General features: G+C 67.8%; 26 protein-coding genes. 9 read left to right on the forward strand and 17 right to left on the reverse strand.

What is annotated here, in order from left to right:
- Window positions 1-16 precede the first annotated feature (16 nt).
- Window positions 17-751, reverse strand: a complete 735-nt coding sequence (locus IU449_RS13720; protein WP_228803960.1) for a DJ-1/PfpI family protein — start codon at window positions 749-751, stop codon at window positions 17-19.
- Window positions 752-876: 125 nt separating this feature from the next.
- Here IU449_RS13720 and IU449_RS13725 point away from each other — a divergent pair, with 125 nt between their 5' ends.
- From IU449_RS13725 to IU449_RS13750, 6 genes are all read left to right on the forward strand, one after another.
- The gene (locus tag IU449_RS13725) at window positions 877-2,127 is read left to right on the forward strand and encodes a TetR/AcrR family transcriptional regulator (RefSeq protein WP_195002151.1); all 1,251 of its coding nucleotides are present in this window, start codon (window positions 877-879) and stop codon (window positions 2,125-2,127) included.
- 177 nt (window positions 2,128-2,304) lie between these two features.
- Window positions 2,305-3,552, forward strand: coding sequence for a TetR/AcrR family transcriptional regulator (locus tag IU449_RS13730; protein WP_195002152.1), 1,248 nt, complete (start codon window positions 2,305-2,307; stop codon window positions 3,550-3,552).
- Window positions 3,553-3,675: 123 nt separating this feature from the next.
- On the forward strand, window positions 3,676-4,083 hold the full coding sequence (locus IU449_RS13735; protein ID WP_195002153.1) for a YciI family protein: 408 nt from the start codon (window positions 3,676-3,678) through the stop codon (window positions 4,081-4,083).
- Complete coding sequence (locus IU449_RS13740) at window positions 4,083-5,243, forward strand: RNA polymerase sigma factor (protein WP_195002564.1); 1,161 nt, start codon at window positions 4,083-4,085, stop codon at window positions 5,241-5,243. The genes IU449_RS13735 and IU449_RS13740 overlap by 1 nt, the downstream gene beginning before the upstream one ends.
- Window positions 5,244-5,647: 404 nt before the next feature.
- On the forward strand, window positions 5,648-6,232 hold the full coding sequence (locus IU449_RS13745; RefSeq protein ID WP_228803961.1) for a DUF3558 domain-containing protein: 585 nt from the start codon (window positions 5,648-5,650) through the stop codon (window positions 6,230-6,232).
- A 144-nt stretch (window positions 6,233-6,376) separates the two neighbouring features.
- Window positions 6,377-6,781 (forward strand): hypothetical protein, encoded by a 405-nt coding sequence (locus IU449_RS13750; RefSeq protein ID WP_324188222.1) that lies wholly within the window; start codon window positions 6,377-6,379, stop codon window positions 6,779-6,781.
- A gap of 67 nt (window positions 6,782-6,848) precedes the next feature.
- On the opposite strand, the gene IU449_RS13755 is transcribed toward IU449_RS13750, so the two are convergent.
- Complete coding sequence (locus IU449_RS13755) at window positions 6,849-7,265, reverse strand: MarR family winged helix-turn-helix transcriptional regulator (RefSeq protein ID WP_324188223.1); 417 nt, start codon at window positions 7,263-7,265, stop codon at window positions 6,849-6,851.
- A gap of 79 nt (window positions 7,266-7,344) precedes the next feature.
- Here IU449_RS13755 and IU449_RS13760 point away from each other — a divergent pair, with 79 nt between their 5' ends.
- Window positions 7,345-7,869 (forward strand): helix-turn-helix domain-containing protein, encoded by a 525-nt coding sequence (locus IU449_RS13760; protein WP_228803963.1) that lies wholly within the window; start codon window positions 7,345-7,347, stop codon window positions 7,867-7,869.
- Window positions 7,870-7,878: 9 nt separating this feature from the next.
- Here the strand turns inward: IU449_RS13760 and IU449_RS13765 are convergent, their stop codons facing one another.
- From IU449_RS13765 to IU449_RS13815, 11 genes are all read right to left on the reverse strand, one after another.
- On the reverse strand, window positions 7,879-8,616 hold the full coding sequence (locus tag IU449_RS13765; protein WP_195002155.1) for a hypothetical protein: 738 nt from the start codon (window positions 8,614-8,616) through the stop codon (window positions 7,879-7,881).
- A 17-nt stretch (window positions 8,617-8,633) separates the two neighbouring features.
- Window positions 8,634-9,809: an MCE family protein gene (locus IU449_RS13770; RefSeq protein ID WP_195002156.1), complete on the reverse strand. Its 1,176-nt coding sequence runs from the start codon at window positions 9,807-9,809 to the stop codon at window positions 8,634-8,636.
- Window positions 9,806-10,921 carry an MCE family protein gene (locus tag IU449_RS13775; RefSeq protein WP_195002157.1) on the reverse strand — a complete coding sequence of 372 codons (1,116 nt, stop codon included), beginning with the start codon at window positions 10,919-10,921 and terminating at the stop codon, window positions 9,806-9,808. The genes IU449_RS13770 and IU449_RS13775 overlap by 4 nt, the downstream gene beginning before the upstream one ends.
- The gene (locus IU449_RS13780) at window positions 10,918-12,036 is read right to left on the reverse strand and encodes an MCE family protein (RefSeq protein WP_195002158.1); all 1,119 of its coding nucleotides are present in this window, start codon (window positions 12,034-12,036) and stop codon (window positions 10,918-10,920) included. The genes IU449_RS13775 and IU449_RS13780 overlap by 4 nt, the downstream gene beginning before the upstream one ends.
- Window positions 12,036-13,043, reverse strand: a complete 1,008-nt coding sequence (locus IU449_RS13785) for an MCE family protein (RefSeq protein ID WP_195002159.1) — start codon at window positions 13,041-13,043, stop codon at window positions 12,036-12,038. The genes IU449_RS13780 and IU449_RS13785 overlap by 1 nt, the downstream gene beginning before the upstream one ends.
- Entirely contained in the window at window positions 13,043-14,065 is a 1,023-nt protein-coding gene (locus tag IU449_RS13790; protein ID WP_195002160.1) for an MlaD family protein, read from the reverse strand. Before IU449_RS13790 ends, IU449_RS13785 begins: the two co-directional genes overlap by 1 nt.
- Before the next feature lies 1 nt (window position 14,066).
- Complete coding sequence (locus IU449_RS13795; RefSeq protein ID WP_195002161.1) at window positions 14,067-15,578, reverse strand: MCE family protein; 1,512 nt, start codon at window positions 15,576-15,578, stop codon at window positions 14,067-14,069.
- Window positions 15,579-15,586: 8 nt separating this feature from the next.
- Window positions 15,587-16,450: an ABC transporter permease gene (locus IU449_RS13800; RefSeq protein WP_195002162.1), complete on the reverse strand. Its 864-nt coding sequence runs from the start codon at window positions 16,448-16,450 to the stop codon at window positions 15,587-15,589.
- A gap of 1 nt (window position 16,451) precedes the next feature.
- The gene (locus tag IU449_RS13805; protein ID WP_195002163.1) at window positions 16,452-17,306 is read right to left on the reverse strand and encodes an MlaE family ABC transporter permease; all 855 of its coding nucleotides are present in this window, start codon (window positions 17,304-17,306) and stop codon (window positions 16,452-16,454) included.
- Window positions 17,307-17,619: 313 nt separating this feature from the next.
- Entirely contained in the window at window positions 17,620-17,808 is a 189-nt protein-coding gene (locus tag IU449_RS13810; RefSeq protein WP_195002164.1) for a hypothetical protein, read from the reverse strand.
- A complete protein-coding gene (locus tag IU449_RS13815; protein WP_195002165.1) occupies window positions 17,805-18,029 on the reverse strand; it encodes a hypothetical protein in 225 nt (74 codons plus the stop codon). The genes IU449_RS13810 and IU449_RS13815 overlap by 4 nt, the downstream gene beginning before the upstream one ends.
- Window positions 18,030-18,351: 322 nt before the next feature.
- Here IU449_RS13815 and IU449_RS13820 point away from each other — a divergent pair, with 322 nt between their 5' ends.
- Both IU449_RS13820 and IU449_RS13825 read left to right on the forward strand, forming a co-directional pair.
- Entirely contained in the window at window positions 18,352-19,260 is a 909-nt protein-coding gene (locus IU449_RS13820; RefSeq protein WP_195002166.1) for an oxygenase MpaB family protein, read from the forward strand.
- Between the two features lie 4 nt (window positions 19,261-19,264).
- Complete coding sequence (locus IU449_RS13825; RefSeq protein WP_195002167.1) at window positions 19,265-19,720, forward strand: SRPBCC family protein; 456 nt, start codon at window positions 19,265-19,267, stop codon at window positions 19,718-19,720.
- A gap of 94 nt (window positions 19,721-19,814) precedes the next feature.
- Here the strand turns inward: IU449_RS13825 and IU449_RS13830 are convergent, their stop codons facing one another.
- From IU449_RS13830 to IU449_RS13845, 4 genes are all read right to left on the reverse strand, one after another.
- Window positions 19,815-21,119 (reverse strand): lytic transglycosylase domain-containing protein, encoded by a 1,305-nt coding sequence (locus IU449_RS13830; RefSeq protein ID WP_324188224.1) that lies wholly within the window; start codon window positions 21,117-21,119, stop codon window positions 19,815-19,817.
- 231 nt (window positions 21,120-21,350) lie between these two features.
- Window positions 21,351-22,103: an alpha/beta fold hydrolase gene (locus IU449_RS13835; protein WP_195002168.1), complete on the reverse strand. Its 753-nt coding sequence runs from the start codon at window positions 22,101-22,103 to the stop codon at window positions 21,351-21,353.
- Between the two features lie 53 nt (window positions 22,104-22,156).
- On the reverse strand, window positions 22,157-22,513 hold the full coding sequence (locus tag IU449_RS13840; protein ID WP_195002169.1) for a DUF1048 domain-containing protein: 357 nt from the start codon (window positions 22,511-22,513) through the stop codon (window positions 22,157-22,159).
- The gene (locus IU449_RS13845; RefSeq protein ID WP_195002170.1) at window positions 22,510-22,848 is read right to left on the reverse strand and encodes a PadR family transcriptional regulator; all 339 of its coding nucleotides are present in this window, start codon (window positions 22,846-22,848) and stop codon (window positions 22,510-22,512) included. Before IU449_RS13845 ends, IU449_RS13840 begins: the two co-directional genes overlap by 4 nt.
- Between the last annotated feature and the right edge of the window lie 84 nt (window positions 22,849-22,932).

Genomic DNA, 22,932 nt, shown 5'->3' on the forward strand with positions numbered 1-22,932 from the left:
AGGCGGCGCGAAAGCCTCAGCCGCGGGCGCGGCGCAAGACCCCGCGCCAGAGGGCGCGCTGGGTGCCACCGACCGCGCGGGCCAGCTCGCCCGGCGTGAACGCGCGGAGCAGTCGCGCCTGATCGGCCAACGAGGCGCGGCGCACGGAGATGTCGGCCTTGCTCGGGTGACCGGCGTCGAACGGTGGGTGTGGATCGTATTCGATGTCGAGCTGGATGGTCTGCGCCCGCTTCGGCCCCTCGATCTCCCCGACCAGCCACAGCGCCATGTCGATGCCCGCCGAGACGCCTGCGGCGGTGACGATTCCGGTGTCCGAGCGCACCACCCGTTCCTCGCGCTGCGGGCGCGCACCCATCATGGCGAGCGCGGATCGGGCGGCCCAGTGCGTGGTCGCGGGCTTGCCGTCGAGCAGCCCCGCGCCCGCGAGGATCAGCGATCCGGTGCACACCGAGGTGGTCCATTCGGCCCGGTCGTGCGCGGAGCGCAGCCAATCGAGAACACGCTGATCACCGGCGACGCCCGGGGCGGCGGGACCGCCGGGGACCACGATGATGTGCGGCGCGGGCGTCTCCTCGAAGGTGTGCGTCACTCCGAGAGCCAGGACACCGCTGTCGGTGAGCACGGGTCCGACGTCGTGGCCGACCAGCCGCACCTGCGCGCCGGGCAGGAAACGCAACACCTCGTAGGGACCGATGGCGTCCAGCGCGGTCATCCCCGGATACAGCACGATCGCCACCTGTCGCGCGCTCATCGGCACAACTCCTCTGTCGGACCCTACCGAAAAACGGTAGCAACGGGCACGACAGGAAGGATCCAACTCCGGCGCATCCGACCTGCGAAAATCATGCACGATCAGGCATCGTTACGATGTCTTCCATGAGTGTCGACAACCGCCGCACGGCGCGACCAGCGGTCGACGGCGACTCGGCACCACGTCCGATCCGGCGCAGGCCGAAGAACCGCCGGGCGCAGATCGCCGCCGCCTCGGCCGCCGCGTTCGGCGCGCTGGGCTATCACGGGGTCAGCATGGAGGACATCGCGTCGGGTCTGGGCATCAGCTCGGCCGCGCTGTACCGGCATTTCCCCAGCAAGTACGCCCTGTTCCGAGAGGAACTGCTCCGGGTGGGCACAGCGATGGCGGATTCGGTCGAGCTGCCGGAGCAGGCACGGGACTGGTCGCCCGAGGACAGGCTGCGCCAGGTCGTGCGGGCGGTGGCCCGCGCGGTCATCGACAACCGCGCCACCGTCACCCTGGTCCGCTGGGAGGTCCGCTATCTCGAGGCCCCCGATCAGGAGAAACTGGCACAGCAGCAGGCCACCGTCCTCGACGCGCTCGCGGCCGAATTGCGGGCACTGCGTCCGGATCTCGAGGTGGACGATGTGCGCGTCCTGCGCGCGGCCATGCTCAGCGTGCTCACCAGCATCGCCGATCACCACGCCACCCTGCCCGCGAAATCGCTGATCGAACTGCTCGACTCGGTCTGCTGGACCCTCGCGCGGGCCGAACTCCCCGCTGCCGCAGCGGATCCGGAACCAGTTGTGGCCGTGGACATCCCGGACTCCTTCAAGCACGAGCTGCTGCTGCGCAAGGCTGTCGAGCTGTTCCACGAGCGCGGCTACCCGAATGTCAGTGTCGAGGAAATCGCCTCCGCGGCGGGACTTTCCGCCGCGTCGGCGGTCTACCGCTTCTATCGCGGCAAATCCGATCTGCTCGCGGCGGCCTTCCGACGCGCCGCCGATCGCGTTTCGGCGGCGATCGGGCCCGCGGTCGCCGCCGCCGCGACTCCCGAAGCCGCCATGAGTGTGCTGATCGAGCGTTTCGTCTCCGGTTCGTTCGCCGAACGGGCGCTGACTTTCGTCTACTACACCGAATTCCAGCACGTGCCCGCCGAGGAACGGGCCGTGCTGCGCAATATCCAGCGACTGAATGTCGAAGAGTGGAGCAAACTCGTGCGCGATGTGCGCTCGGACCTCTCCCCCGCCGAGACCCGCTTCCTCGTGCACGCCGCTTTCGCCCTCGTGGTCGACCTGGGCCGCACCTTCGGCGCCGACCCCATCGCCTCTCAGTTACGGGTTCGCCGGCTGATGGAGCTCACCCTGTTCGGCCGACCCGTCAGCACCGGGTAAAACCCCTTTCCGAGCGCCGGAACGACCACTTGCATGTTAACGGATATTCCGATCCTGATGATTTGGATCGTGCGGGAGAGCAGCAGCGTTACGCCGTATTTGTGACCTTTGATTCAGTTTGATGCAGGTACTGCGACAGCCCCACGACCAAGCATCCGTTTGGGATAACATCGCCGAATGGACGCGCAACAGCGCCGCACTTCCGGCGGCACGGCAAGTCGCGATCAGGCTGCCGAGCGCGTGGTCCGCAAACGCCCCAGAGATCGGCGCGCGCAGATTGCCGCCGCATCGGCCGAGGCCTTCGGGCTGCTCGGCTACCACGGCGTGAGCATGGAAGACATCGCCTCTCGTCTCGGGATCAGTTCCACCGCTCTCTACCGGCATTATCCCAGCAAGTACGCGCTGTTCCGGGAAGAGGCGCTGCGGCTGAGCGCGCTGTGCGAGGAGGCCGTCACGCTGCCCGCCCGGCTGCGGGACGCGCCCGTCCGCGAACGCCTGGCGCACATCGTCGACGCCCTGATCGACCGCTCGATCGCCAATCGCCGAGGCGCGGCTGTGCTGCGCTGGCAGAGCCGCTACCTCGAACCCGAGGACTATCGCACGCTGATGGTCCAGTTGGCCGACGGCCAGGACGTGATCTGCCACCTGCTCGCCGAGATCCGTCCCGAGCTCGACGAGGAGGACCTGGCCGTGCTGTCCTCCTCGGCGCTCAGCGTGATCGGCTCCATCTCCGATCATCAGGTCTCCATCCCGGTACGCGCGCTGACCAAACTGCTGCGCGTCTCCGCCCACGCCGTGCTGGCCGCGGAGTTGCCGTCCGTGGATGAGACTTCCGCGCCCACCCGCGCCGCGGAAGTCCCGCTGACCTTCAAACACGAACTGCTGCTGAAGAATTCGGTGGAGCTTTTCCACCGCTACGGCTACCCCAATGTCAGCGTCGAGGACATCGCCAATGCCGCGGGCCTGCCCGCGTCCTCGGCCGTCTACCGCTTCTACCGCAGCAAGGGCGACATTCTCGCCGCCGCCTTCCGCCGCGCCGCCGACCGGGTCTCCGCCGCCATCGGCCCCGCCATCGCCTCCACCGGCAGCCCGGGCGAAGCCCTCAGCGAACTCGTCGATCTCTACGTGGACGGCTCCTTCGCCGAGCGCGAGCTGACCTTCGTCTACTACGCCGAGATCAGCAACGTCCCCCGCGAGGACCGCACCGTCCTGCGCAACATCCAGCGCCTCAATGTCGAGGAGTGGGCCAAGTTGCTCGTGCAGTCGCGCCCGGAACTTTCCCCCGCCGAAGCCCGCGTTCTCGTCCATGCCGCGCTGGCGCAGGTCGTCGACCTGGGCCAATGGCTGGGCCCGGACAATCCGATCTGTGATCGGACCCGGGTCGTCCACCTCATGCACACCATCCTCTTCGGCCCCGCCGCCTGAAGGCCCACGACCTCGGCAGACGATGACGTAAGTTTTTTTCGGCGGGGATGTCGAGAACGACCTACCTGCTCCGTCCCAGGGTGAGCGACCGACCAGGGCCGCGAGAACCGAAGGGAAGATGTCATGGCGAAGTACTTGCTTCTCAAGCATTACCGGGGTGCGCCCGCGGCGGTCAACGACGTGCCGATGGACCGGTGGACGCCGGAGGAGATCCAGGCGCACATCCAGTACATGCACGACTTCGCGGCGAAACTCGAGGCCACCGGCGAATTCGTCGACGGGCAGGCACTGGCGCCGGAGGGCGCGTGGGTGCGCTCGGACGGCGAAGGCAAGCCTCCGGTGACCGACGGGCCGTTCGCGGAGACCAAGGATCTCATCGCCGGGTGGATGATCATCGACGTGGACTCCTACGAGCGCGCGGTCGAACTGGCCGGTGAGCTGTCGTCGGCACCCGGCGCGGGCGGCGAGCCGATCCACGAGTGGCTCGAGGTCCGGCCGTTCCTGACGGCCCCGCCCACCGTCACCGAGTGATGGCCGCCGGCGCGGTGGACGAGGCGAAGCTGCGGGACCTGATTCCCGGAGTTCTGGCGGCGCTCGTCCACCGCGGGGCGGATTTCGCCTCGGCGGAGGACGCGGTGCAGGAGGCCCTGATCCGGGCCGTCGAGACCTGGCCCCGGCAGCCGCCCACCGATCCCAAGGGCTGGCTGATCACCACGGCCTGGCATCGCTTCGTCGACTTCAGCCGTTCCGAGGCCGCCCGGCGGCGGCGCGAAGTGCTGGTCACCGACGAGCCGCCGCCCGGGCCCGCCGTCGACGTGGACGAGACCTTGCGGCTGTATTTCCTGTGCGCGCACCCCAGCCTGCGCCCGGCCTCCGCGGTCGCCCTCACGCTGCGGGCGGTCGGCGGGCTGACCACCCGCCAGATCGCGCGGGCGTATCTGGTACCCGAAGCGACCATGGCACAGCGGATCAGCCGCGCCAAGCGCACCGTGAGCGCGGTCGGGCTCGATCGGCCCGGCGACCTGCGCACGGTGTTGCAGACGCTGTACCTGGTGTTCAACGAGGGCTACAGCGGCGATGTCGACCTCGCGGCCGAGGCCATCCGGCTGGCGCGGCAGTTGCACGCGAGCACCGGCGACCCGGAGGTCGCGGGTCTGCTCGCCCTCTTTCTGCTCCACCACGCCCGGCGCCCGGCCCGCACCCGCCCCGACGGCAGCCTCGTGCCGTTGGCCGAACAGGACCGCACCCGGTGGCGGCGCGACCTGATCGCCGAGGGCGTACGGGTGCTCCAGGCGGCGCTGGCCCGTGACCGGCTCGGCGAGTACCAGGCGCAGGCCGCGATCGCCGCCCTGCACGCCGACGCCCAGACCGCCGAGGAGACCGACTGGGTGCAGATCGTGGAGTGGTACGACGAGCTGGTGGCGCTCACCGACAGCCCGGTGGTGCGGCTCAATCGCGCTGTCGCCGTGGGGGAAGCGGATGGCCCGCGTGCCGGGCTGGCGGCGCTCGCGGAACTGGACCCGGCACTGCCCCGCTACACCGCCGCGTCCGCCTATCTCCACGAACAGGCGGGCGACCTCGACACGGCGGCGCAGCTCTACGTGGTGGCCGCCGCGCAGGCGCACAACCTCGCCGAGCGCAACCACCTCACGCTTCGAGCCGCCACCCTGCGCAGGCAGCGGGAAGCCTGAACCAGCCGGGCGGGTCAGAGTTTACCGACGAGCGCGGCCCCTCCGTTGGCGGACAACCGCCACCCCGCGCACGATAGTCGCCGTCGACGATGCCCGAGGTCCTGAATCACCCCGCAGGTCCGGGCGAGCCTGCGCCAATGGAGGTGTCGCTCGACAGCGGCCCATGCACCGGGCACATATTCATCATCCGCAGGCAGGACGCCGATGTGCCACACGCCGTGACATACCCTGTGGGGTGGCTGCTCATCCGCTCAACGCCCCGCGCGGGCGGCGAGGACTGAATCGTGAAGGCGCGACGAAAGCCTCCGGGCGACCCGACGGGTGCGGTGTGCTCGGTTGATCGGTCGCGGGGAAGGCCGGTAGCGTCGAGGTCTGTTGCGGGAGTGTCGTACTCCCTGTGACGGTTGGCCGAAGGGGAGGGTGTCGTGCGGGCCTCTGGCGTGGTGATGGTGGTGAGCGCCGCTTCGGTGCTGATGCTGGCGGGGTGTTCCACGGGTGGGGAGGCGGCGCCGGTGGTGACCACCACGACGGGCTTGCCGATCGCGGCGGAGGCGCCGGCGTCGTTCGATCCGTGTACCGATATTCCGCAGTCGGTGCTGGATTCGGAGAATCTGCGCCGCGGGGCGTCGAAGAACGCGAATTACGACGGTGGTCGGGGAATCAAATGGCGGGGATGCAGATATGTCGCTCCGGACAGTTATGCGGTGGGGATCACGACGACGAATCTGACGTTAGCGGTGGTGCGGGACAATCCCGACTTCACGGTTCGGCAGGAGTATGTGATCGACGGACGGGCGGCGATGGCGGTCGATCCTGTCGGTGAGACCGACCTGCGGGCGTCGTGCCGCTTCTATGTCGAAATGACAGGCGGCAGCCTGGAGTTGTCGATGGACAATCCGAGTTCGCGCGACAAGACCGGCCATCTGGATACGTGCGAGTTGGCGCGTGGTCTGGCGGAGAAGCTGGCGCCGTTGATTCCGGACAACTGAGCTGTCCGGGTTGTTCCGCAACGATGAAGGGGGATGGATGTGAGTGAGGATGATCGGGTTCGGCCGTTGGCGGGGTTGATCGAGCAGGCGCGTGAGGGCCGGTTGTCGGTGAACTTCGGGGTCGGGTCCGGTGATTCGGTGCGGGTGAACGCCGAAGAGTTCGTCGGCATCGATCGTGCTTGCGACAGTTTCCTTCAACTGATTCAGGAACTGCAATCGATGGCGGAGGACATCTCGGAGCGTGAGCGGTGGGATTTGGGGGAGGCGCATCCTGATCTGCTCTCCGGGCAGACGTTGGTGAGCCGGTTCCGTACCAAGGCTGTGGGGGCCGAGGACGGTAACGCGGTGCACGAGATCCTCGAGCAGCATTATCGGATCGTCGAGGATATTCGTCGGGTTCATCAGTTGATCGCTCAGCGGTATCTGGACACCGATGCGGAGTTCGCCTCCCGTTACAACGAACTCGTCGCCACGCTGCCGCCGCCGTCTCCGACACAGCTCGGCGCGGACCCCGGTGCGGTGAATCCGACGGGCGGACTGGCGGTGTGAGCGTGACCGGACAATTCTCGAATCCTCGGCAGGGGGAACAGTGACCGTCGAGAACGAACACACAAGATCACGACGGCATCGCCTCGACGAAGCGGATCAGTAGGCGCGCGAACTCGGAGCGTTCACGCATCGTCCAGCCGGTCATGGCGGTGTCGAAGGCGGCGCGGCGGCGCTCGTGCACCTGGTCCAGCAGCTCACGGCCGCGCTCGGTGAGGACGAGAACCGACCGCCTGCCGTCGGTTTGGTCGGCGACGCGGATGACCAGTCCGTCGGCGACTGCCGCGGCGACGAGTTTGCTGGCTCGCGGCTGATCCACGGCCAGCGCCGCCGCGACCGCCGAGACGGTGGGCTCGGATTCGGCCTCGATCACGTCGAGGACCTCGAAGGACTGCCCACCGGGAAGGCCGTCCTCGGCGAGCGCACGGCGGGTTTGCCTGCGCCTGATCGCGATCATGGCTCGTTCTACGCGCTCGACATCGTCCACAAGGAGATGCTACTGAGGACATATACATGTCAAACAACATGTATATGTCCTCAGGAATTTATCTCGACGGGAGCCTCCCATGACATCGCGCATCGCTCTTCTCATCGCCGTAGCCGCGGCGCTGCTTCCGCTCGCCGCCTGCGGCGGGTCGGCCGACGAGCCCGCCCCGCAGCCGACCGCGCCGACCGGCGAGAACCGCATGATCGGCTACCAGGTGAAGCGGCTCGATCAACTGATCGAATCAACCTTCGACCGACTGCTCGGTGACTCCGGAATCACCCGGCGGCAGTGGCAGACGATGAACACCCTCAGCGCGGGACCGGCCGACAAACCGCAGCTCACCGACGCCCTGCGCCCGTTCTGGGAGGTGAACGACGAGAGCCTCGACGCACTGATCACAGATCTGACCGGCCGAGGCTGGATCGTCGAGAACGCGGGCAGCTACTCGCTCACCGACGCGGGCCGCGCCGCGCACGCCGCCGCCGAGGAATCGGTGGGGCGCATCCGCGAACTGTCGGCGGCCGGGATCGGCGAGGAGGAGTTCGAGCAGATGATGGACGTCCTCGGTCGCATCATCGGCAACCTCGAACAGGCCGCCCCCTGACGGCCGCGATCACTGCTGCGGTGCGGGCAGGGGGGAGTCCACCTGGTTGACCAGCCAGCGGCCGTCGGTCTTCTCCATCCGCAGCACCATCGAGAGCTGGCCGGGTGAGGCCTGGCCCTGGGTGCCGACGCTGGTGATGGTCTGGCCGATCATGATGACGGCCTCGGCGGAGGTCTCGTCGCCGGTCTTGATGGCGCACTCCACGTGTTGCACCTTGGAGACCACCTGGCCCTCGGTGAGGACCTCGCGCAGTTCGCGGCTGGTGTCGTCGAACTGCTGGTGCCAGTCGCCGGTGGCGCCGTCGAGCACGGCGGCGAAGTAGACGTCGAGATTCTTCGCGTCGTAGTCGGCCAGGCGCGGAGCGTAGTCGCAGGCGGCCCGGCGGGCTTCCTCGTGCGCGGCCAGCAGGGCTTCGTTCCCGCTGTTCTGAACGAAGAAGTAGCCTGCCGCGCCGACCGCGGCACCGAGCGCGATCGCGCCGATCGAGCCGGCGGCGACGAGCTTGCCACGGCTCACGGCCGGGCTCGTCCCAGCGGACTCCGCGACCACGGCTTCGTCCGAGGACTTGCGTGTCTTCACCGTCTCCGCCGAGCCGCCCGCCCCGCCGGACGCGAGCTCCTGCACACCGGCGCCCGTGCCGGAAGAAGCGGCGTCCTTGCCGGGGGTGGCGGCGTCCTTGCCGGGGGTGGCGGCGGCCTCGGACGAAACCTCGTCGGCCGGAGTCGAATCGACGTCGTTGTCACTCATGGCGTGGGATTCCTTGTCTACCGAGGTACGGGTTGGGACAGCTCGTCGCCGGTCACGCCGGGCGGCGGGCCGGAGCCGTTGTCGGGCACGTTCGGCCGCGGGGCATTGGCGGAACCGCGGATCTGCAGGGCCGGGTCCTCGGTCACGCAGTAGTTGTAGAGGCGGACCCTGGTGTCGGTGGTCTCGACGACCGGGATCTTCGGGACGGTGGGGTAGTCGCAGGTCGGGCGAGGCCACGGGTCGACGAGAGTGTGGTAGGCGCCGTCGTGCGCGGGCACGCCGATCGCCGCCGAGCCCACGCGCAGGGCGGGGAACAAGGCTTCGATGGCGGGCTGGCGCAATTTCGCGGCGCGGGTGATGGCCACGAAATTGGTGGTGAGGTTGGTGATCGGGTCCTCGGTGTCGGCGATGAAACCGCCGATGGTGGCCAGCTGATCGGGGGCGAGGTCAAGGAAGCGGCGCAGTTCCTGGTCGGCCGCGGTGAGCTGCTCGAACAGCGCGCCCGCGCCGGTGGTCAGGGTGGTCAGGTCGGGCTGGGCGTGCGAGGTGGTCTCCGAGATGACCTGCAGGTTCTCGATCAGCTGCTTGGTCTGCGGGAGCAGGCCGTCGAGTCCGGCCATGGCCCGGCTGATGCCGGAGATCATGTTGCGCAACCGATCCGGGCCGCCCGCCAGTGCCTTGTCCAGCTCGTTGATGATCACATTGAGCCGGTCGGGATTCATCCCGCCGATCAGGCCGCTCATGTTGTTCAGCACCGACGGGACGGTGACCGGGGTGCGGGTCTGCTCGCGGCCGATCCGGTCGCCGTCGCTCAGATACGGGCCGCCCTCGGCGTCGGGACGGAAGTCCAGATACTGCTCGCCCGCGGCGGACAACCTGCCGACGGCGACGGTGCCACCGACAGGAACCTTTGTCCCGGCATCGATCTCGGCCTCGGCCAGCACCCCGACCTCACCGGCACGCACGTCGCGCACGATGCCGATGCGGCTGCCGCGGAAGGTGACGTCGTTGCCAGCCTGCAGGCCGCCGGAATTGTCGAGCTCGACGGTGACGACATAGGAACGGGCGAACGGATCGACCCGCAGCACCTCCGTGCCGAGGTAGACCGAACCGGCGACGAGCACCAGGATCAGGCCGATATTGGCCACCGCGACCCGACGGCGCACCAAGTAGTTCCACAGCGGGATGTTCATCGACCGCCCTCCTGCTGCTGCGGCGGACTGTTGAGCCTGCCGATCACCTTCTCGAGCACCTGCGCCAGACTGCCGATGAACAGCGGCACATCGTTGAGCTCGGGCGCGCGGCTACCCGAGGGGTCGGTCAGCGCGCCGATGCTCAGATAGGACACGGTGGCCGCGACGGCCAGCCCCTCGCCGCGGAACGAGGCCGCGACCGAGGGATAGAGCTCTTCGTAGCGTCGCAGCAGTTGGCCGAGGTCGTCGCCCATCTGGGTGAATCCGCCCATCAGCGCCTTGATGCTGCCGAAGAGGTCGACGAAGTCCGGGCCGGTGGTCTCGGTGAAGTCGCCGAGCGCGGACATGGTGACCGAGACCTTGCCCATCAGCGCCGAGATGTCCCGATTGTTCTCGGCCAGCAGGCCGAGCAGGGCGGGGAACGTGTCGGCGGCCCGGCCCAGCTGTTCCTTGCGGGTCGCGAGCTCGCCGGTCAGGACATTGACGCCGTGCAGGACGCTGTCGATGTCGGTGGTGCGCTGGTTGAGCGCGGTGATGGCGGCGCCGAGTTCGTTGAGCAGATGCGCCAGCTGCGGCGCCCGACCGGCGAACATCGAGTTCATCTCGGAGGTGATCTTGGCGGCCTGGTTGAGACCGCCGCCGTTGAGCAGCATCGAGATGGAGACCATCAGCTGCTCCACCGAGGCGCCCGCCGAGGTCAGCTCCACGCCGATGGTGTCGCCGGGGCGCAGCAACTCGGCGTTCGGGTCGGCCTCGGGCAGCGTCATCGCGATGAAGATGTCGCCGAGCGGGGTGGCCTGGCGCAGTTCGGCGGTGGTGCCGCGCGGCAGGTCGATGCCCTCGCGGATCTCGAGTTCGACCTCGGCGAGGAAATTGGTGGTGCTGATCGCCGAGACGACACCGATGTCGGTGCCGCCGATGCGCACATGGGCGCGTTCGGGCAGGTTCAGCGCGTCCTCGAAAACCGCGTTGATCTTGTAGCCGGGGCCGCCGATGCCCGGTTTGGGCAGCGGGACGTTGTCCACGGTGACCGCGCAACCGGTGGCGCCGGTGAACACGGCCAGGCTCAGCGCGACAGCGGCCAGGCGGGCGGTGAAGGCGCGGGCGCTCATGAGGTCAGTCCCAGCAGTGCCGCGGTGAGACCGAAATCGGGCCCCATGTCCATGATCTTGCCGGTGCGGCAGCCGTCGGCGCGCATCTGCACGCGCTCGCAGAAGGTCGACAGCCATTCGCCGTCGAAGACCGACTTGTCGAGCAGGCCGTGCAGGCGGATCGCGCGGTGCTCCTGGCTGGTGGCGTTGGCGAGGTTCTCGAAGAACAGCGGCGTGACGTCGATCATCTCGGTGAGACCGCGGGCATTGGCGCGCATCTGCTCGGTGATGGTCACGAACCGGGTGAGCGCGCCCGCCAGCTGGTCCTCGTTCTGGCCGACCACCGTGGCGGTGTTGGCGACGAAGTCATTGAGCTGGGTGAGCACCGCGTGCAGACCGGGCGACTGCGCGCCGAGCAACTGCACGAGTTCGGTGAGCTTGCCACTGAATTCGCGCACGGTCGCGTCGTTGGAGGCGATGACGTGGGTGATCTCGTTCAGCTTGATGATGGTGTTGGAGATCTGGTCCTTGTTGGCGAAGCTCACCTCGAAGGCGCCGGAGAGCTGGTCGAGGGTCTGGCGCAGCCGGTCGCCGTTGCCGTCGAGCAGGGGGAACAGCACCCGGCTGGCCATCGGTCCGTTCTCCGCGTCGCCCTTCAGCGCGGCGCCGAGCTGGTCGAAATTCTCCAGGATGCGGTCCAGCTCCACCGGGACGCGCGTGCGTTGCAGCGGAATGTGATCGCCGTCTTGGAGGACGGGGCCGTCGCCGGTGTAGGCGGGGGCCAGTTCGACGTGGCGGTTGGTGATCAGCTGCGGGGAGATCAGCGCCGCCATGACATCGGCGGGCACCTTCACATCGCGGTCGATGGACATGGTGACCTGGACATAGCTGCCCTTGGGAGTCACCGTGTCGACGCGGCCCACCGGGACGCCGAGCACGGCGACCTCGTTGCCCTCGTACATGCCCGCGACATTCTCGAAATCGGCGCTGACGCGCAGATGTTCACCGAGATACTGCTGTGGCAGGCCGGCGATGGAATCGGGCAGCAGCGAGCAGCCCGAGGCCACCCCCGCCGCCAGGCACAGCGCGGCCAGTTTGACCGCGGTACCGACACCGAATCTGTTGCGAATGGTCATTATTGGCACCCCGGAATCGCCTGGACCGCGCACAGCCAGTTGTCGGGCAGGATCCACGGCGCGAGCACGTCGCCGTAGGGTCCGTTGCCCAGCACATTGTTGAACTGCCGCATGGCCACGGGCATGGTCTCGTAGAGCCGGTCGAGATTTTCCTTGTTCTTCTCGAGGCCCTCAGTCATGGTGTTCAGGTCGTGGATCAGCGGCCCGAGCTGATCGTTGTTCTCGATGCCCATCTCCTGCAGCAGGGCGGAGAGGGCGGCGACATTGTCGAGCAGCTGGGCCAGCATCTGCTGGCGGACGGCCACCGCGTTGCCGATCGCCTCGCCTCGGGTGAGCAGCAGCAACACCGCGTTCTGGTTGTCGGCGACCAGGGTCGAGACCGTGTCCATACTCTTCAACAGCGAGTCGACTTCGTCGCGGCGGTCGTTGATGACCTCGGCCAGCGAGCCGATGCTGTCGAGCGCGGCCACGGTCAGCTGCGGGGAATCGCCCATCTGGTGATCGAGGGCGTCGAGGGCCTGGCGCAGCTTGTCCGGGTCGATGCGCTCGATGCGCTCGAAGGACGAGTTGTACTGGGTGTCCTGGATGACCTTGCCCAGGTTGTAGGGGACGCTGGTGTTCTCCAGCGCGATGGTGTCGCCGGGCAGGCCGCTGCCGTCGCCGGGGAACAGCTCGATGTGCAAGCGGCCCAGGATGGTCGACATCTTGATCGAGGCCCGCGCGTCGGGGCCCAGCCGCAGATCCCCGCGCACGCGCATGTCGATGACGACCCTGTCGCCTGCCAGTTTCACCGAACGCACGGCGCCGACCTCGATGCCGGAGACGTCGACCGTGGCACCCGGACGCATTCCCGCGGCCTGGGCGAACTCGGCGTGGATCGTCTTGTCCGACACACCGATCTGCTTGACCAGGCTGGACCCCACCAGCAGCAGCACCACGAACAGCGCCGCGGCCACGCCCTGCCAGAGGAAACGGTTGCCGGTGAGAAGAGTACGAATCCGTGCCATCAGCGGCACACCTCCGAATGCGAGTTGCCGCCGACCTGGGAGAACAGGCCGGGTGGCAGCAGCACGCCCCACAGCGAGACATCCAGACTGCAGAAGTAGGCGTTGCCGTAGGTGCCGTAACTGGTGAATCGGGCCAGCGAGTTGAGCAGACCGGGCAGCTGGACGGCCGCCTTGTCGAGCGCGGCGCCGTTGAGCAGCAGCAGCGCCACACCGGTGGTCGCCTCGTTCTGCGCGGCGGCCATGTCGGGCTTGACCTGGGCCAGCAGGCCCACCAGGGAGTCGGTGGAGGTGGCGACCTGGTCGACCGAGGACTTCAGCAGCTCACCCTCGGCGTAGAGGGCTTCGACCAGGGCCGTGGACTGGGTGATCAGAGATTCCAGCTCACCGCTGCGGTTGGCCAGGCCGGCCAGCACCGAGCTGAGATTGGCGATGACCTGCCCCAGGATCTCGTCGCGCTGACCGAAGGTGGCCGCGAGGTCGGCGGCCTGCACGATCAGCGAGGACAGCGAGACGTTGTCACCCTGCAACGCCTGGATCAGCGTCTCCGACAGGGAGTTGATCTGATCCGGTTGCAGCACCGAGAACAGCGGCTCGAAGCCCGACAGCAGCGACGAGACGTCGAAGGACGGTTCGGTGCGGTCCACCGGGATGTGCCCGCCAGGGTCGAGGGGTTCGCCCTCGCCCTCTCCGGGCACCAGGGCGATGTAGCGCTGGCCGATCAGGTTCTGATAGCGCACCAGGGCTTTCGTGGTGGTGGTCAGGTGTTGCCTGTCCTGGATGCTGAAGTCCACCCGCGCCAGGTACCCCTCGTCGAAGTCGATCTTGTCGACCCGGCCCACGCGGACTCCCGCCATGCGGACGTCGTCGCCGATCCGCACGCCCATGACATCGGTGAAGGTCGCCGAGTAGGAATGGGTGCTGCCCGGCACCGACCGTTGCAGCGTCGACCAGATGGTGAAGGTCAGCAGGATCGCCAGGATGGCGAAGAAGCTGAACCCCGCCAACGCTTTTCCGGATTTCACCTCAGGCACCCCCGTCCATCTCGTACATGGTCACCGAGCCGCCGGCCAGCACCGGCGTGAGCAGCAGCAGCTGTGCCGCCGTCGGCCTGCCGCCGACCACCGCCGCGACCGCCGCGTACCCGCGGCCCGAGGCGATGGGGCGCATGGTCGTCGCCGCGGCGGGAGCCGTGGCCGTCGGGTCCTGTGCCGGATCCTCGACAGCCGGATCCTCGACGTCGGCGGCGGGCGCGGTCAGTCCGGGGATCGTGGGCAGACCGGGAATCACGGGCAGACCGGGAATCGACGGCAGGCCCGGTGCGGTCACGCCGGGAATACCCGCCACACCCGGAATCGTCGCGCCCGCATCGGTTCCCGGCAGGCCGGGCACGACCACGGTCGGCGCGGGCCCAGCGGCGTCGAGCCAACCCGGACGCATCTGTTCGGGATACACCTGCTCGGGTGCTTCGGTCGGCACGCTCGGGCCGCCACAGCGCGGACCGGTCAGATCGCCGTAGCGGGGGCAGTCCTCGGCGGTGTACTGCTGGAACGGGGTGAAACTCACGTCCATCTTCCAGACCATCTGCTTCTTGGGGCCCCAGGTGAACACCGAGGCCAGCGCGCCCAGGGACTGATTGAGGTTGCGCGCGGTGTAGGGAATGGCGTCGGGGTCCTCGGCCAGGCCGCCGAACAGTTGCCCGAGACCGGGCACCAGATCCTTGGCGGCGTTCGGATTGCGAGCGAACAGGCTGTTGACCGAATCGATGGCGCCCGAGGCGTTGGCCAGCAGGGCGACCAGATTGCTCCGGCGCTCGGTCAGCGTCTGCGCGGCGGTGACCGATTCGGTGAGCACGCCGACGAGTTCGGGGGCGGACTGACTCAGCGCGGTAGTGGCCGCGCCGAGATCGCCGAGCAGTTCACCGATGCCGGGAATGGTCCTGACCTCGGTGATCCAGCGGTCCAGACGCTCGATCGTCGAACCAGGCACCCGCGCGGCCGGATCGAGCGCGGCGGCCAGCGTGGCCAGCACCCGGCCCAGCTTGGCCGGCTGGATGTTGTCGAGCACATCGCGCAGCACGGTCAGCGTCGTCTGCAACTGCATGGTCTCGGTGCTGGTGTCCTCGGCGATGGACGCGCCCTCGGTGAGCACGGCGCCGGAGCGGCCGTTGTCCACCAGTTCGATCGCGGAGACGCCGAAGATGTTGTTCGGAATGACCCGCGCGGTGACATTCGCCGGAATGGTCTGCGCGGCCACCGGCTCGAGGTAGATCTCCACGCGCTGGCGCTGGCCCTTGGCCACCACCTCGACATCCTCGACGCGGCCCACGACCATGCCGCGGAACTTCACGTCGGCCCGTTGCGGCAGGCCGTCACCGGTACTGGTGAGGTCGGCGCTCACCGCCACCTTTTCTTCGAAATAGCCGGTATAGCGCAGCGCGAGCGCGGCGAGCACCACGGCGAACGCGGTGAGCACGGCCAGTCCGGCCAGAGTGAGCTGGCGCGCGGTCGCGCCGCGGCCACTGGGATCGAGTAACACCTTTTCCCCTATCCCGAGATCCGGAAGCCGGGGTCGATGCCCCAGATCGCCAGTGTCAGGAACAGATTCGCGAAAACCATCACGACGATGACCATCTTGATCGCCTGCCCGGCGGCGACCCCGACACCTTCGGGGCCGCCGGAGGCGACATAGCCGTAGTAGCACTGGATGAAGGTCGCCAGCAGGACGAAGACCACGACTTTGAGCAGCGAGAAGAACACGTCGGTGCCGATGAGGAACTGGAAGAAGTAGTGGTCGTAGGTGCCCGCCGAGGTGCCGCCCAGGAACAGCACCGACAACTTGGTCGCCAGGTACGCCGTGGCCAGGCCGATGGTGTAGAGCGGGATGATGGTCAGCGTGGACGCGATCATCCGGGTGGTGACCAGGTATGGCAGCGGACGGATCGCGATCGACTCCAGCGCGTCGATCTCCTCGGCGATGCGCATCGAGCCGAGCTGGGCGGTGAACCGACAGCCGGCCTGGATGGCGAAGGCCAGCGTCGCCAGGATCGGGGCCAACTCACGTGTCGTCGCGAAACCGGAGATGGCGCCGGTCAGCGGGCCCATGGTGAGCAGGTTCAGCGCGTTGAACGACTCCATGCCGACGGTGATCCCGCCGAACGCGCAGAGGATCACGACCACGCCGATGGTGCCGCCGCCGACGACCAGCGAGCCGTTGCCCCAGCCGATGTCGGCGGTCAGCCGCAGCACTTCCTTGCGGTAGTGTCTGAGCGCGAACGGAATCGCGCCGAGGGCCTGGAAGAACGTGATCGCCTGGTGTCCGAGGCGTTGATTCGCCTTGTACGGCACGGCCAGCGCGTCGGTCGCCACCCGCACCGGCTTCAGCGCGGGCGGGGTGTACTTGGTCCCCACCTCAGACCACCTTCGTCGGGAAGAGCGTGTTGTACAGCTGGGTCAGAATGATGTTGGTGGCGAACAGCATCAGCGCCGAGGTCACCACCGCGGAATTCACCGCGTTGGCCACACCGCCCGGGCCCCCCTTGGCGTGCAGGCCGATATCGCAGGCGATGACAGCGGTCAGCGCGCCGAAGATCGCCGCCTTCACCAAGGCCACGATCAAATCGTCGGCCACCGCGAAGGAGGCGAACGAGCCGATGAACGAGCCCGGCGTGCCGGCTTGGGCGTAGACGTTGAACATGTAGGCGGTCGCGAAGCCGACGAACACCACGAACCCGCACAGCAGCATGCTGACCAGCACCGCGGCCAGCAGTCGCGGGGCGACCAGCCTGCGCACCGGGTCCACGCCCATCACCCGCATGGCATCGATCTCCTCGCGGATGGTGCGCGAGCCGAGGTCGGCGCAGATGGCCGAGCCGACCGCACCCGCGATCATCAGCGAGGTCACCAGCGGGGCGCCCTGGCGGATGATGCCCAGGCCGGCGACCGCGCCGATGAAGGTGGTCGCGCCGACCTGGTTGACCAGCGCGCCGATCTGGATGGAGACCACCACCGCGATCGGGATCGCCACGAACACCGTCGGCGCGGCCGAGACGTTGGACATGAACGCGCACTGCTTGATGAACTCGTGGTACGGGAACCGCCGGGCGACGATCGAGCGGACGAGCTCGATCACCGCGGCCCGGCCCAGGCTGACCTGACGGCCGAGGGTTTCCAGGGACTGCTGCGGATGCCGCTTCCATAGTCCCTTCAGATCGTCGACGGCACGTTCGAGATCGGTGCTCGCCGATGGGCGTTCGGTGGTTGTCACGCTGCCCGAGTTCCTTTCTGGGCTTTTCGCCGCTTGTCTCGCCGACCGGTGGCGGTCTTCCCTACGAGTGCGCGGAGCGTGTGCAGTCTCCCATAACGGAGATGCGCATCACAAGCCATAAGTGAATAACCATTCTTGGAGGCGAACCGCCCGGTTCCCCGACCGCCGCGATCCTCGGACCGCGGCCACATCGCACGAGTCGTCGCAGCTCACAGGTCCGAGGACCGCAGAAGCTGGATTTCTTTCCCACACCGCTCTTCAGCGGAGAAAGTTTCTAGAAATTAGGAGCCTGCACCAGAAGAACAGGAACGGCTCAGGCCGGATTGCTCAGATACTGCTGAAGGAAGTACAGTCCCGCGCCGAGCACCGCTACGCCGGCCGCCGCGGTGGCGAGCACCGCGATCCACAGCCCGAAGCGCAGCACCGGATTGACCTTGATTCCCCCACCCAAGATCCTGATTCCGGAGACCAGGATGTCGATGAGCCAGACCAGAAGCATCATGTCATCGTCACATTCGCGACCAGGAGCACCGGCCAGCAGACGATCGAGCCGAGGAACGAGATGATCACGTCGATGCCGCGCATCTCGCGCAGGTGCGAGGTGTGCGTCAGGCTCCACACGAGGCCGATCACACCGTACGGAATCGCGAGGATGATCAGTGTGCCGAGGAACTCCGACACCTTCATCTCATAACTGAATATTCGATCCAGTTTCTTCAACACTGAAGTGCTTCCTTTCCGCCACGCCTGCCGATCCGCCGCCGGCCACCAGGGCCGGCCGGAGCGTGCGGGCAGTATGTTACTCACGATTCACGCTGCAACGGAAGAACTTCGGCGGATCATCTGTTCGTTCGACCACCGTTTCCTCTGCTCACGACGGCCAAGTGGCCCTCGGAAGAAGTTACCAAATATTCTCGCCGGACGGGTTCCGCCCGCGAAGAATCGTCAGTAACATAGCATCGCGGAGCGGGGTGCAGTGCCGCATCACCCGACAACTCGGGCCTCGGCGCACCCCTGACCGCGTGGACGACAGGGAAGGACTCCCATGACCGCCGTAGCCCGGGACGATCACCGGCACGAACCCGCACCGCTGACCAAGGAACAGACCCGCATCCCCATCCCGACCGAGCACCGGCCGCTCACCAAGAAGCCGTTGAAACTGTCCGACGCACTGGACTTCTGGTCGTTCGCGGGCGCGGCAGCCAATGTCGCGATGCAGATGGCGCTTCCCGGCGTCGGCTACGGCGTGGCCGAGAGCAAAGTGGACTCGGGATCGCTGATGAAGCACCCGTGGAAGCGCGCGCGCACCACGACCACCTACCTCGCGGTCGCCATCCTCGGCACCGACGAGGAACGCGCGGCGTACCGGGAAGCGGTGAACGCCGTGCACCGGCACGTGCGCTCGGAGCCGGGCGCGAAGGTCAAGTACAACGCCTTCGACCGGAATCTGCAGTTGTGGGTGGCGGCCTGCCTCTACATCGGCTTCGAGGACACCTACCAGCTGCTGTCGGGCAAGATGAGCGACGAGCAGGCCGAGCAGTTCTACGCCACCGCTTCCACGCTGGGCACCACCCTCCAGGTCACCGAGGACATGTGGCCGGCCACCCGCGCCGAGTTCGACGACTACTGGAACACGGCGTGCGAAGAGGCGGTGCTCGACGACTATGTGCGCGAATACATCAATGCCCTCCTCGACCTGAAGATGATCGCCTGGCCGCTGCGGGTGACGTTCCGCTCTCTGCTGCGCTTCCTCACCACCGGCTTCCTCGCGCCGTACTTCCGCGAGCAGATGCAGCTCGAATGGACCGCCGCCGACCAGCGCCGCTTCGAACACCTGTTCATGTTCGTCGGCTTCGTCAACCGGTTCATCCCCCGGTTCATCCGGCACGCGGGCAGCTATGTACTGATCGGTGATCTGAAACTCCGCAGGCGGCGGCGCAAGTATCTAGTGTGAACGGATGCGCGTCGTGGACATGCACCGAACGATCGCAGCGCCGATCGGCGAGGTGTTCGATTGGATGACCGATGCCACGAACTATCACCGGGTACCGATGGTTCGTCGCGTCATCCTGGTCCGCCCCGGCGACACCCACGGGCACGGCGTCGGCGCCATCCGCGTCGTCAACACTCCCCTGTTCCGGATGACCGAGGAGATCCTCGAGTTCGAGCGGCCCACGTTCATGCGCTACTACATTCCCCGGTCCACGCCCCCGCTGCGCCACGACGAGGGGTACATGCGGTTCGAGGAGGTGCCGGGGGGTAGCACCCACGTGCGCTGGTATTCCCGCTTCGAGGTGAAGGCACCCTTCGCCTCCGACCTGTGCACGCTGATGCTGTTGCCGGTGATCGTGACCGGCTTCCGGCTGGCGCTCGACACCTGTGAGAAGGAACTGCGGCAGAACAAGAAGAACTGAGTATCCCGGCGCTACGGACGAAGCCCCCGCCCCAGGACGGGGGCTTCGTGCCGTTCGCGGTCACCGGTGCGCGTTCGATCCAGCCGTGCCCGGCTCAGGTCGGCGGGGCGGGCAGCGGAATCGAAATACCCAGGGGCAGCTTGATACTCGGCCCGGTCGGGGCGGGAGCGGGCGCCGCCGGGGCGGGCTGCAGCTGCGCACCGCCCGAGGGCGCAGCCGGAGCCGACTGGAGCGGCGCACCGCCCGGTGGCGCGGCCGGGGCGGGCAGCGACTGCGCAGGCGCGGGGGCGGGGGCGGGGGCGGGGGCGGGCAGCGTCTTCGGGGCGTTCTGGGTGCCCGGTGTGTCGCACAGCAGTCCGCACGAGACCGCGCCGATGCCCGGCAGATTCACCAGGACCGGCGGAGCCGGGTCGGGAACGGTGGTCGGAGCCATCGGCTGCAGGGTCAAGGGGCGCGACCGCGGTGCGGAGGCCAGCACCTCGGCGCCCCCGCCCGGACGCGACGGCGGGGGCGCGCTCGACGGCGGGACGAGGCCGGGAGCGATGGTGACCGGCCGGGGCGCGCCGCCGCTGCGGTAGGCCGCCGACCAGCTGAGCACGTCGGCGGCGTAGGACATGGAGTTGTTGTAGCGCAGCACCGCCCGCAACTCCTGTTCGCTGTCGGCGAGATTCGTCCCGCCCGAGCACAGGTACTTGCCCGCCGCCAGCGCCGAGTCGAAGACGTTCTGCGGGTCGGAAACCCCGTCGCCGTTGCCGTCGGCGGCATAGCGCCCCCAGGTCGAGGGCAGGAACTGCATGGGGCCGACCGCCCGCACGTAGCCGCCGTCGGCGGCCGCGATGATCTCGTTGCCCGGCAACGTCCCGTCCAGTGCGGGACCGAGAATCGGCGAGACAGCCGTACCGGCCGCGTCGGTGCGCCCGTTGTCGGCGTGCGCGGATTCGATACGGCCGATCCCGGCCAGCAGATGCCAGCGCAGCCCGCAGCCGGGCATCGAGGATTCCAGCGCCAGTTCGGCGTTCCGGTACGCCGCCAGGACGATTTCCGGGATGCCGAGCAGTCCTCCGGTGCGCGGCAGCGAGATCTCCCGCAGCGCCACCTCGGTCACGCTCGGCGATCCGTCCGCGGGCGGAGTGACGCTGCGCAGCGACCGCGGCGTGTCGGCGGCGACGGTCAGCAGGCCGACGGTGCGGTCGGCCCCTGGTTCGGGATGAGTGGACAGTTCCGGCCGCGCCTGGGCCGCGTCCGCGCCCAACGCCTCGGAACCCGACATGACCAGTCCCGCTGTCAGCAACGCCGACGCGGTGAGTGGAGCAGATCTACGCATACGACCCCCGGCCTGCCGCGTCCACGCGAAGAGACCCGCGCAGGCGGGCACCACGGCCAGGACAACGACGTCCACCGGCCTCGGGATGCCACCTCGACATCCTCCAGCCGCAACACCAAATGAGAACAGCTATTAACATACCGCACGAATGGCCTTGATGTAAGCCTCGTCACGCATGGAATGCTTAGTCACTTATGGGAAAGACGCCGGGCCAGACCTCCGTCCATCTTCGCCGACCGCGCGATGTCGGGCATCACACTTCCGACAGCAGTGAACTGCTCGGCGACCGGCTCGACGCGGTACCTGTCAGCCCGCGGCGCCGAAGGTTTCGCGGACCGCGGCGGCGACGGCCCGGTAATCCTTACGCAGAATCTTGTCGTGGTTGCTGTCGACCTTCGCGCTCACCCGCACGTTCGGATTGCGGGCGAGCACCGGATCCAGCGAGGCCCTCGCCTGTTCCATCTCCCCGTCGCCGGTGCCGAGACCGTCGCCGGTGGCCAGGATGAACCGCACCGGGCAGGTCAGCCGCTCGAGGACCGGCACACTGGCGGCGGCGACCTCGTTGGCATCGATATTGACCTCGGCGTGCTGGTCGGCGCTCATCCGCGCGGCCATCCCGAACGGGCGCGCCAGCGGGAGCACGAACCGCATCCGGCGAAACAGTTTCCGGATCCGCTCCCGGCCCTCTTCACCGGTCAAACCGCAGGGCGCCGCGTCCACGGTCACCACACCCACGACACGGTCAGGATGCCGGTCGGCCCAGTGCCACGCGAGGATCCCGCCGTAGGACCAGCCCACCAGCAACGGCCGCTCCACGCCCCTGGCCGCGAGGACCGCATCGACGTCGCGAAGGGCGGCCTCGAACGAGTAGTCCGCCGACCGCTTCGATCTGCCGCGCGCTCGCCCGTCGAAGGTGATGTGCCGAAAACCGTCACCGAGGTCGTCGATCACCGGCCGCCAAGGTCGACGGTCGGCGTAGGCGCCGTTCAGATACACGACCGGCCTGCCCGAGCCTCCGGTATCGGTGACCGCCAGGGCCGTGTCATCGACGGCCACCATGCCCGTCCACGTCCCCTCTGCGCGAGAGGTGCCGCTTCTCACCATCGGACGACCTACCCTTCCGCTGCGACGGCGCGCTCGACAGCGCTGTTCAGCCGCGCCCGTTCCCGATTGAGCCACGACTCCTCGTGGTAGTTCCGCGCGAACATCTCGATGAACTCCACAGGGTCCTCCCCGACAACCTCGCGTATGGGGGTCCCGGCGGCCGCGCTCTGCTCGAACAGGTCGACGAGGTCTTCGAGCATCGAGACGCCACCACCGGGCCCCGCGTACATCAGGTATCGCTCGAACGCTTCGGCCACTGTGCGGTAATTCGCGGGCAGTCGCCCCACCCGCGCCTTGTACTGTCGCCACCTCCGCTTGTCGCCGACTTCGCCGACCACCTTCGAGGTGAGATCCGAGATGTTCATGATTGCCTGCCTCCTTGCGCACGGAGCTGATCGAGCCGTTCCGCGAGGAAGCTCCACGTCCTCCAGAACTCATCGAGATATTCCTGTCCCTCGGCGTTGAGGGAGTACACCTTTCGCGGGGGCCCCTTCTCCGAGGGGACTTTCTCGACATCCACGAGCCCCTTCTTCTCGACCCTGACCAGCAAGGCGTAGATGGTGCCTTCGGCGATGTCGGAGAAGCCCCGCTCCCGCAGCCACGCGGTGATCTCGTAGCCGTACGCGGGGCGCCCGGCCAGGATCGCGAGGACGATGCCCTCCAACGTTCCCTTGAGCATCTCCGTCTCCTGCTTGCCCATGCACACCCCCTCTCACTACTAAGCGTCACTGACTACCACTAGATAGTAACACTCAGTAGCTGGCAGTCAAGCGATCCGGAGACT

This window comes from Nocardia higoensis, from assembly GCF_015477835.1.
GTDB lineage: Bacteria > Actinomycetota > Actinomycetes > Mycobacteriales > Mycobacteriaceae > Nocardia > Nocardia higoensis_A.

Bases quoted from the DNA above. Each gene is read 5' to 3' on its own strand.
- IU449_RS13720 (WP_228803960.1), bottom strand. From the start codon at position 751: ATGAGCGCGCGACAGGTGGCGATCGTGCTGTATCCGGGGATGACCGCG.
- IU449_RS13725 (WP_195002151.1), top strand. From the start codon at position 877: ATGAGTGTCGACAACCGCCGCACGGCGCGACCAGCGGTCGACGGCGAC.
- IU449_RS13730 (WP_195002152.1), top strand. From the start codon at position 2,305: ATGGACGCGCAACAGCGCCGCACTTCCGGCGGCACGGCAAGTCGCGAT.
- IU449_RS13735 (WP_195002153.1), top strand. From the start codon at position 3,676: ATGGCGAAGTACTTGCTTCTCAAGCATTACCGGGGTGCGCCCGCGGCG.
- IU449_RS13740 (WP_195002564.1), top strand. From the start codon at position 4,083: ATGGCCGCCGGCGCGGTGGACGAGGCGAAGCTGCGGGACCTGATTCCC.
- IU449_RS13760 (WP_228803963.1), top strand. From the start codon at position 7,345: ATGACATCGCGCATCGCTCTTCTCATCGCCGTAGCCGCGGCGCTGCTT.
- IU449_RS13765 (WP_195002155.1), bottom strand. From the start codon at position 8,616: ATGAGTGACAACGACGTCGATTCGACTCCGGCCGACGAGGTTTCGTCC.
- IU449_RS13770 (WP_195002156.1), bottom strand. From the start codon at position 9,809: ATGAACATCCCGCTGTGGAACTACTTGGTGCGCCGTCGGGTCGCGGTG.
- IU449_RS13775 (WP_195002157.1), bottom strand. From the start codon at position 10,921: ATGAGCGCCCGCGCCTTCACCGCCCGCCTGGCCGCTGTCGCGCTGAGC.
- IU449_RS13780 (WP_195002158.1), bottom strand. From the start codon at position 12,036: ATGACCATTCGCAACAGATTCGGTGTCGGTACCGCGGTCAAACTGGCC.
- IU449_RS13785 (WP_195002159.1), bottom strand. From the start codon at position 13,043: ATGGCACGGATTCGTACTCTTCTCACCGGCAACCGTTTCCTCTGGCAG.
- IU449_RS13810 (WP_195002164.1), bottom strand. From the start codon at position 17,808: ATGATGCTTCTGGTCTGGCTCATCGACATCCTGGTCTCCGGAATCAGG.
- IU449_RS13820 (WP_195002166.1), top strand. From the start codon at position 18,352: ATGACCGCCGTAGCCCGGGACGATCACCGGCACGAACCCGCACCGCTG.
- IU449_RS13825 (WP_195002167.1), top strand. From the start codon at position 19,265: ATGCGCGTCGTGGACATGCACCGAACGATCGCAGCGCCGATCGGCGAG.
- IU449_RS13835 (WP_195002168.1), bottom strand. From the start codon at position 22,103: ATGGTGGCCGTCGATGACACGGCCCTGGCGGTCACCGATACCGGAGGC.
- IU449_RS13840 (WP_195002169.1), bottom strand. From the start codon at position 22,513: ATGAACATCTCGGATCTCACCTCGAAGGTGGTCGGCGAAGTCGGCGAC.
- IU449_RS13845 (WP_195002170.1), bottom strand. From the start codon at position 22,848: ATGGGCAAGCAGGAGACGGAGATGCTCAAGGGAACGTTGGAGGGCATC.